This is a genomic window from Mycobacterium sp., assembly GCF_035623875.1.
Classification (GTDB): Bacteria; Actinomycetota; Actinomycetes; order Mycobacteriales; family Mycobacteriaceae; genus Mycobacterium.
The window spans coordinates 23,373-30,582 of sequence record NZ_DASPSP010000196.1 but is presented as its reverse complement, the minus strand read 5'-3'; the positions used below and the strand labels follow the sequence as shown (position 1 = coordinate 30,582).

At 62.7% G+C, this 7,210-nt stretch carries 6 protein-coding genes; all 6 read left to right on the top strand.

What is annotated here, in order from left to right; all coding sequences use genetic code 11:
* Window positions 1-10: 10 nt before the first annotated feature.
* The 6 genes from VEI45_RS16830 to VEI45_RS16805 all read left to right on the top strand — a co-directional run bounded on the left by VEI45_RS16830 (window position 11) and on the right by VEI45_RS16805 (window position 7,202).
* Window positions 11-1,690: an AMP-binding protein gene (locus tag VEI45_RS16830; protein WP_324855208.1), complete on the top strand. Its 1,680-nt coding sequence runs from the start codon at window positions 11-13 to the stop codon at window positions 1,688-1,690.
* 184 nt (window positions 1,691-1,874) lie between these two features.
* Complete coding sequence (locus VEI45_RS16825) at window positions 1,875-2,531, top strand: TetR/AcrR family transcriptional regulator (protein WP_324855206.1); 657 nt, start codon at window positions 1,875-1,877, stop codon at window positions 2,529-2,531.
* A 553-nt stretch (window positions 2,532-3,084) separates the two neighbouring features.
* Entirely contained in the window at window positions 3,085-3,864 is a 780-nt protein-coding gene (locus VEI45_RS16820) for an ABC transporter permease (RefSeq protein ID WP_324855196.1), read from the top strand.
* Window positions 3,865-3,877: 13 nt separating this feature from the next.
* Window positions 3,878-4,732 carry an ABC transporter permease gene (locus VEI45_RS16815; RefSeq protein WP_324855194.1) on the top strand — a complete coding sequence of 285 codons (855 nt, stop codon included), beginning with the start codon at window positions 3,878-3,880 and terminating at the stop codon, window positions 4,730-4,732.
* Window positions 4,733-4,736: 4 nt separating this feature from the next.
* Window positions 4,737-6,140, top strand: a complete 1,404-nt coding sequence (locus VEI45_RS16810) for an MCE family protein (RefSeq protein WP_324855192.1) — start codon at window positions 4,737-4,739, stop codon at window positions 6,138-6,140.
* Between the two features lie 45 nt (window positions 6,141-6,185).
* Window positions 6,186-7,202 (top strand): MCE family protein, encoded by a 1,017-nt coding sequence (locus tag VEI45_RS16805; RefSeq protein ID WP_414687512.1) that lies wholly within the window; start codon window positions 6,186-6,188, stop codon window positions 7,200-7,202.
* Window positions 7,203-7,210: the final 8 nt, after the last annotated feature.

Genomic DNA, 7,210 nt, shown 5'->3' with positions numbered 1-7,210 from the left:
GTCCAGACCGATGGACCGAACAACCGGCCGAGAAGCCTACCGCGCTGCCCGCGACATCCTGGTGCGACACCGCGATGACTACGACGGTGCCGTCGCGGCCTTCCGCTGGCCGGCCGTCGGGGAACGATTCAACTGGGCGCTGGACTGGTTCGACTCAATTGCAGTAGGTAACCCGCGAACGGCGCTGCGGATCATCGATGAGGACGGGACAGATCGTTCGTACTCTTTCGCCGACATGGCCGCGCGCTCAGATCGGCTCGCCACATCGCTGGCCGCCGGCGGCGTCGCGGCGGGCGATCGGATCATGGTGATGTTGGGCAATCAGGTTGAGCTATGGGAGTCGATGCTGGCGGCAATCAAATTGGGCGCGGTCATCTTGCCGGCCACGACAGTGCTGGGACCCAACGACCTCGCTGACCGCGTGGTCCGCGGACTGGTGCGTCATGTCATCACCAATGCCGACCAGGTCGACAAATTCACTGACGTTCCAGGGGATTTCGGCCGCATCGCGATTGGCGATGCTCCCGGTGGATGGCGACCGTATCGGCTGGCTGACGCATCCGCCCCTCCGTCGGCGCGTGCAACCGCCACCCGCGCGGACGACCCGATGTTGATCTACTTCACGTCCGGCACCACTAGCCATCCGAAACTGGTGGAGCACACTCACCGTTCGTATCCCATCGGACATTTGTCGACGATGTACTTCCTTGGACTGCGCCCTGGCGACGTCCACCTCAACATCAGTTCGCCGGGTTGGGCCAAACACGCGTGGAGTTCCTTATTTGCGCCTTGGATCGCAGAATCGACAATCCTTGTCTACAACTACGCCCGTTTCGACGCATCCCGTTTCCTTACGATGCTGCGACACGCTGACGTCAGCTCGCTATGCGCGCCGCCGACGGTGTGGCGCATGCTTATTCAGGCCAAATTGGGCGCAAAGCCGCCGACGCTGCGAGAGGTGGTCGGTGCTGGGGAACCACTGAACCCGGAAGTCATCGAACATGTCCGGAAGCATTGGGGGATAACGATCCGCGATGGCTTCGGGCAGACCGAGACCACGGCATTAGTCGGCAATACTCCTGGTTCACCAGTCAAGCTCGGCTCGATGGGACGCCCGCTGCCCGGTGTCGAGGTCGAAATCGTCGACCCGGTGACCGGGCAGCCCGCCAGCGAGGGTGAGATCTGTCTGCGGCTTGATCCGCGACCGGTCAATCTGATGGCCGGTTATCTCGGCGACGACGGCTACACCGGCTTGGCTTCCGCCGACGGCTACTACCACACTGGGGACGTGGCGAGCCGCGACGCCGATGGCTACCTCACCTATGTCGGCCGCACCGATGATGTATTCAAGGCATCGGATTACAAGATTTCCCCATTCGAACTCGAAAGCGTTCTCCTCGAGCATCCGGCGGTGGTCGAGGCTGCTGTGGTGCCGGCTCCCGACGCGACGCGGTTGGCCGTACCCAAGGCTTACATCAGCCTGGCTGGAGGGTGGGAACCCGATCAGGCCACCGCCGACGCGATCTTCGCCCACGCCCACCGAAACCTTGCGCCTTACCAACGCATCCGGCGTATCGAATTCATGGAGTTGCCGAAGACCACCTCAGGCAAGATCCGGCGGGTCGATCTGCGGGCGCGCGAGAACAATCCTGAATCATCCGGGTTGACGCAGGAATACCGCGACCGGTGACCGGAGGCCGCTCGAAACACCCAATCCACCGGGATGGCAACTCTCCTCCATAGGCCTCGGGCTGCTCCAACGACGGAAAGCGGCCACCGCGCGGCGGCTCGACCAGTACGATCAACGGATGCCCGAGTTTCAAGTTTCTGCGCAAAGGGCTGGCGCTGAAGGCACCGACTCGCGATCCGAGAGGATGCGGATCCTCGATGCCACCGCCAAAGTGCTCAGCCTCAAAGGGTTCGCCGGAACCCAGCTGACCGATGTGAGCGACAGCGCCCAGTTAATGACAAACACGATTTACAAGCACTTCCGATCCCGCGAGGAACTCTTCGAAGAGGTCATGTACCGCGGGGTCATCGAGATACGCAAGCACATGGAAGAGGCGCTGGGTGCCCTGCCGCCCGACACGTCGCCCATGGACCGGATCATGGTGGCTGTCGAAGCTCACCTTCGAACCGTGCTGGAGCTCACCGAATACACCACAGCCTGGATCCGGAATTCCGGACAGCTCCCTGAGCAGCTGAGCAGGCGCCAGAAGAAGGGCGAAGTTGCCTACGGACAGATCTGGAAGAGCCTGTTCGCCGACGCGATCGCCGGCGGGGAGATCAATCCGGAGTTGGACGCCGGAATAGCAGAATTTCTGGTGTTGGGAGCGCTGAACTGGATCGTCACGTGGTGGGACCCTCGCCGCGGATCGGCCGACACCCTCGTCGCCAACGCGCAAATCATGGTTCGAAATGGCTTGACGTCAACCACCAGATCACCCGCATCGTCTGACGCGAATGTCGGGCAGCCTCCCCCTTCCGGTCGTCAGCGATCGTTTCTTAGGGGCATTCGACGTCGTCGGTGATCTTGGCGACCGCCGTGGGGACTTGGCGCCGTTGGCGGGCTCGAGTGCCTTGTCGCATCCGCGCCGTGGCGTCTGTCCTCGGCGTTCCAGACCTCCGCTAAATCTGTCTTCACCGCATAGTGCGCTGATTTCGGCAGTGCCGCAATAACTTTCGCTACCTTGTCGAACCAACATCGCTGCTCACGGGTCTCGGGGAACACCTCACGCAACGCGACCCAAAACCCCAGCGCCCCGGCACCGAGGGCATTGCGCGACGCGAGCTTGGAACACCGGCGCGCCTTTCGCGATAAAGCCTGGCTCGGCGGCATTTCGCGATTTCCCTCCCGAAGAGGGACAAAGTACCTCTTTGGAGGGTCGTAGAGGTGTTGATCGCCTCGATAGTTTCGATGCCGTGCCCACCGCTCACGAAAATCGTCCGCTGCTAGGAGCGGATGAGGACGACCTCGTCGTGAGAGCTACCGAGGACGGACCCGCGCTCACGGCGGTACTAGCCCCGGCCCTTAAACGTGGCCGCGGTGCGAGGCGTCCACTCAACGGCCGTGCCGTCGAGTGGATGAAGGCTTTGCCGTCGGCGGGTCCGGTCACCAAGCCGGTCCGCGCGGCGGGTGGCTTCTTTGCGATGTCGCTGGACGTCTTGGTGGGCATGTTCACAACGCCGTTGGCGTGGCAGGAATACCTGGCCATGACGTGGTTTGTGGCGCGGGTGTCGTTCCTGCCTGCAATCCTGATGTGCATCCCATATTCGGTAATCAGCAACTTTTGCTTCAACATCCTGCTGAACGAATTCGGCGCTGCGGATTATTCCGGTGCTGGCGCCGCGTTTTTCACCCTGACCCAGATTGCCCCGATCGTGACTGTATTGGTGATTTCTGGTGCGGCTGCCACTGCGACGTGTGCCGACCTGGGTGCACGGACCATCCGGGAAGAACTTGACGCGCAACGGGTGATGGGTATCAACCCGATCCAGGCGCTGGTCATCCCGCGCGTGCTCGCCGTTACCACGGTGTCGTTGGCGCTGATGGGGCTGGTGACCCTGTCGGGAATGATTGCCACGTTCTTTTTCAGTGTTTTCATCATGCACGTCTCGCCTGGTGCCTTTGTCTTCGGCATGACGGTGCTCGCCGGGCTCGGAGACCTCGTGGTCTCGATGTTCAAGGCGCTTCTCTTCGGGTTAGGGGCCGGCTTGATTGCCTGCTACAAGGGCATCACGGTTGGCGGCGGTCCGGCCGGCGTTGGCAACGCCGTGAACGAAACCGTGGTGTTTGCCTTCATGGTCCTGTTCACCATCAACATCGTCGTGACCGCCGTCGGTGTTCAGTTCACGCTGAAGTGAAACGAGTGAACCCATGACTGTTGCCGTTCCCAGCAGACTATTTCCGCACCTTTCCCGCGCGATGGACAGGCTGACCGGCGGATGGAATCGGATCGGAGAGCAGACGCGGTTTTATTTCAGGACTCTCGCTGCGATTCCCGATGTCCTTGTCAACTACCGGTCCGAGCTCTTTCGGCTCATCGCCCAAATGGGCATGGGGACAGGGGCTCTCGCTGTGATTGGTGGAACGGTCGTGATTATCGGGTTCATGACGATGACCACCGGTTCCATAGTCGCGACCCAGGGCTACACCGAATTCCGTTCTGTCGCTATAGAAGCCCTGACCGGATTCGCGTCGGCGTTTTTCATTCCTCGGCTCATCATTCCGGGCACCGCCCAGGTCACGTTGACGGCCACTATCGGTGCCGGTGCCACCGCTCAGATGGGGGCCATGCGGATCAACGAGGAGGTCGATGCGTTGGAGGTGATCGGTATCCGAAGTGTTTCCTACCTGGCAGCGACCCGCGTTCTCGCCGCAACAATCGTGGTCTTCCCGCTGTACGCCGTCGGGATGATGACGGGCTTTTTTGCCGCTCGCTTCGGCACAACCATCGCCTACGGCCAGGAGCCGGGCGTCTTCGACCACTATTTCAACACGTTCCTCAATCCGACCGACCTGATCTGGTCTTTCGTCCAAACGGTCGTGCAGGTCGTCGTCGTCATGCTGATCTGCACCTACTACGGGTATACGGCCACCGGAGGACCGGCCGGGGTCGGCGAGGCCGTCGGCCGGGCGGTGCGAGCGTCCATGGTCGTTGGGGCGGGCGTGCTGATGATCGTCACGCTGGCCATCTACGGCCACAACACCAACTTCCACCTGGCGAGCTAGCGGCATGAAAACCCGGCCAGGAGAACACCGCATCGCCACCGCATGGTGGACACTGATCCTGATTGCTGTGATCGCTGCGACGATCTTCGCGACGGTGACGGCCTACGAAGGCACTTTTCAGCCCTATGTGCCGGTGACGCTGACTTCGGATCGCTCGGGGCTGGTGCTGGAGACCGGCGCCAAGGTCATGCTGCGTGGTGTCCAGGTCGGACGGGTCAGCCAGATCGCCCCCGGCAAGAACCAGGCCAGCTTGAAGCTAGAGATCGACCCGGACCAGATCCGCTACATCCCGGCCAACGTGCAAGCAAAGATCGATGTCACCACCGTGTTCGGCGCCAAGTTCGTCGACCTGATCTCTCCGTCGGCCCCGAGCCCTAAGCGTCTGGCGGCCGGTGCCGTGCTGCATTCCAGCAATGTCACCACCGAGGTCAACACGGTCTTTGAGAACGTCGTCGATCTGCTGAAGATGGTCGACGCGGAAAAGCTAAACGCGGTGCTGACCGCGGTCGCCGACGCAGTGCGCGGACGAGGCCAACGGATCGGCGAGGCCACCACCGACCTCAATCAGGTGCTGTCGGCACTCAACTCGCGCAGCGACACCATCCGCCAGGACTTGCGCTCGTTTACCGGCTTCAACAACACGTACGCCGCCGCCGCTCAAGACATTATGGCGATCCTGAACGCCGCCAGCACCACCAGTGACACCATCGTGAAGCACAAGACTGCGCTGGATGACGTGCTTCTCAACGTCGTCGGGTTCGCCAACGCCGGCACCAACCTGCTCGGCACGAGTAGGGACAATTTGGTCGCGTCGGTCAACACCCTCGAGCCGACGACGAGCCTGCTGTTGAAGTACAACCCCGAATACACCTGCACGCTGCAGGGCTCCAAGTGGTTCCTCGACAATGGGGCCTATCAGGTGTGGGGCGGTGACGGCCGGTCGATCCAACTCGACGTCGGGCTGTTGCTGGGTAACGACCCTTACATCTACCCGGATAATTTGCCGATTGTCGCCGCCAAGGGCGGACCGGGCGGGCAACCGGGCTGCGGGTCGCTGCCGGATCCGACCAAGAACTTCCCGGTGCGCCAGCTCGTCACCAACACCGGCTGGGGAACAGGCGTCGATATCCGGACCAACCCGGGCATCGGGCATCCCTGCTACGGGTCTTTCTTCGGGGCCACGCACCCTGTGTCGGAGCCACCGCAGCCGACGCTCGACGCACCGGCCTCCGCGACCAGCAGGCGCTTCCGCCAGTGCATACCGGGGCCGGCACCAGGGCTGATCCCGTACCCGGGGGCGCCGCCGTACGGCGCGCCGCTGTACGGACCGGGCGGGGTTCCGCTGTGGCCAGGGGTACCGCCGGCACAGCCCAGTCCGGCGCCGGCTGGAAATACCCCGCCACCATAACCGTCGACGATCTAACCGAAAGGGGGAGCAGCCGTGGAGGGAAGTATGAGAGGCGTCGTCTGGCGCCTGGCCCTCTTTTTAACGGTCTGCCTGCTCGCCTTTGTCGCGACCGCGGCAATCTTCGCGCAGTTTCGGGTCGGCGGCGGCAAGAGCTATAACGCCGAGTTCAGCAACGTGAGCGGTTTGAAGAAGGGCAACCTGGTCCGGGTCGCCGGCGTGGAGGTCGGCAAGGTCCAGGACATGGCCGTCAACGCGGACGCGACGGTGCGGGTGGAGTTCACCGCCGACCCTTCGGTGGTTCTGACTGAAGGTACCCGTGCGCACATCCGCTATGACGACTTGATCGGTGGCCGCTTTCTGGAGCTCGAAGAAGGGGCCGGAGGCGCCAAGATACTCAACCCCGGCCAGACGATTCCGCTCGCCCGCACCGAACCCGCACTGGACCTGGATTCGGTGACCGGCGGCTTGCGGCCGCTGATTCGAACGCTCAAACCCGATCAGGTCAACGCGCTGACCGGCCAGTTGATCGCGGCGCTTCAGGGCCAGGGCGCCACCATCGGGTCGTTTCTGGATCAGGCCGCGGCCGTGACCAACACGCTGGCCGACCGCGATCTGCTGATCGGGCAGGTCGTCGACAACCTCAATGTGGTGTTGGGCTCGCTGGGAGGCCAGAGCGATCAGCTCGACAAAGCGGTGACCTCCTTGTCGGAGTTGGTCCACGGGCTGGCCGCCCGCAAAACCGACATCGCAAACGCGGTGGCCTACACCAACGCCGCCACCGGGTCGGTCGCCGACCTGCTGAACCACGCCCGGGCGCCCTTTCAGAAGGTGGTTCACGAGACCGACCGAGCCGCGGCGATCGCGGTGGCCGATCACGACTACCTCGACAACCTGATCAACACGCTGCCCGACAAATACCGCGCGCTGGACCGTCAGGCGATGTACGGCGATTTCTTCAGCTTCTACTTTTGCGACATCGTGCTGAAGCTCAACGGCAAGGGCGGCCAGCCGGTGTACGTCAAGATCGCAGGTCAGCCTTCGGGACGGTGCACGCCGAAATGAACTGGTTC

Bases quoted from the DNA above. Each gene is read 5' to 3' on its own strand.
- VEI45_RS16825 (WP_324855206.1), top strand. From the start codon at position 1,875: ATGCGGATCCTCGATGCCACCGCCAAAGTGCTCAGCCTCAAAGGGTTC.
- VEI45_RS16815 (WP_324855194.1), top strand. From the start codon at position 3,878: ATGACTGTTGCCGTTCCCAGCAGACTATTTCCGCACCTTTCCCGCGCG.
- VEI45_RS16830 (WP_324855208.1), top strand. From the start codon at position 11: ATGGACCGAACAACCGGCCGAGAAGCCTACCGCGCTGCCCGCGACATC.
- VEI45_RS16805 (WP_414687512.1), top strand. From the start codon at position 6,186: ATGAGAGGCGTCGTCTGGCGCCTGGCCCTCTTTTTAACGGTCTGCCTG.
- VEI45_RS16810 (WP_324855192.1), top strand. From the start codon at position 4,737: ATGAAAACCCGGCCAGGAGAACACCGCATCGCCACCGCATGGTGGACA.
- VEI45_RS16820 (WP_324855196.1), top strand. From the start codon at position 3,085: ATGAAGGCTTTGCCGTCGGCGGGTCCGGTCACCAAGCCGGTCCGCGCG.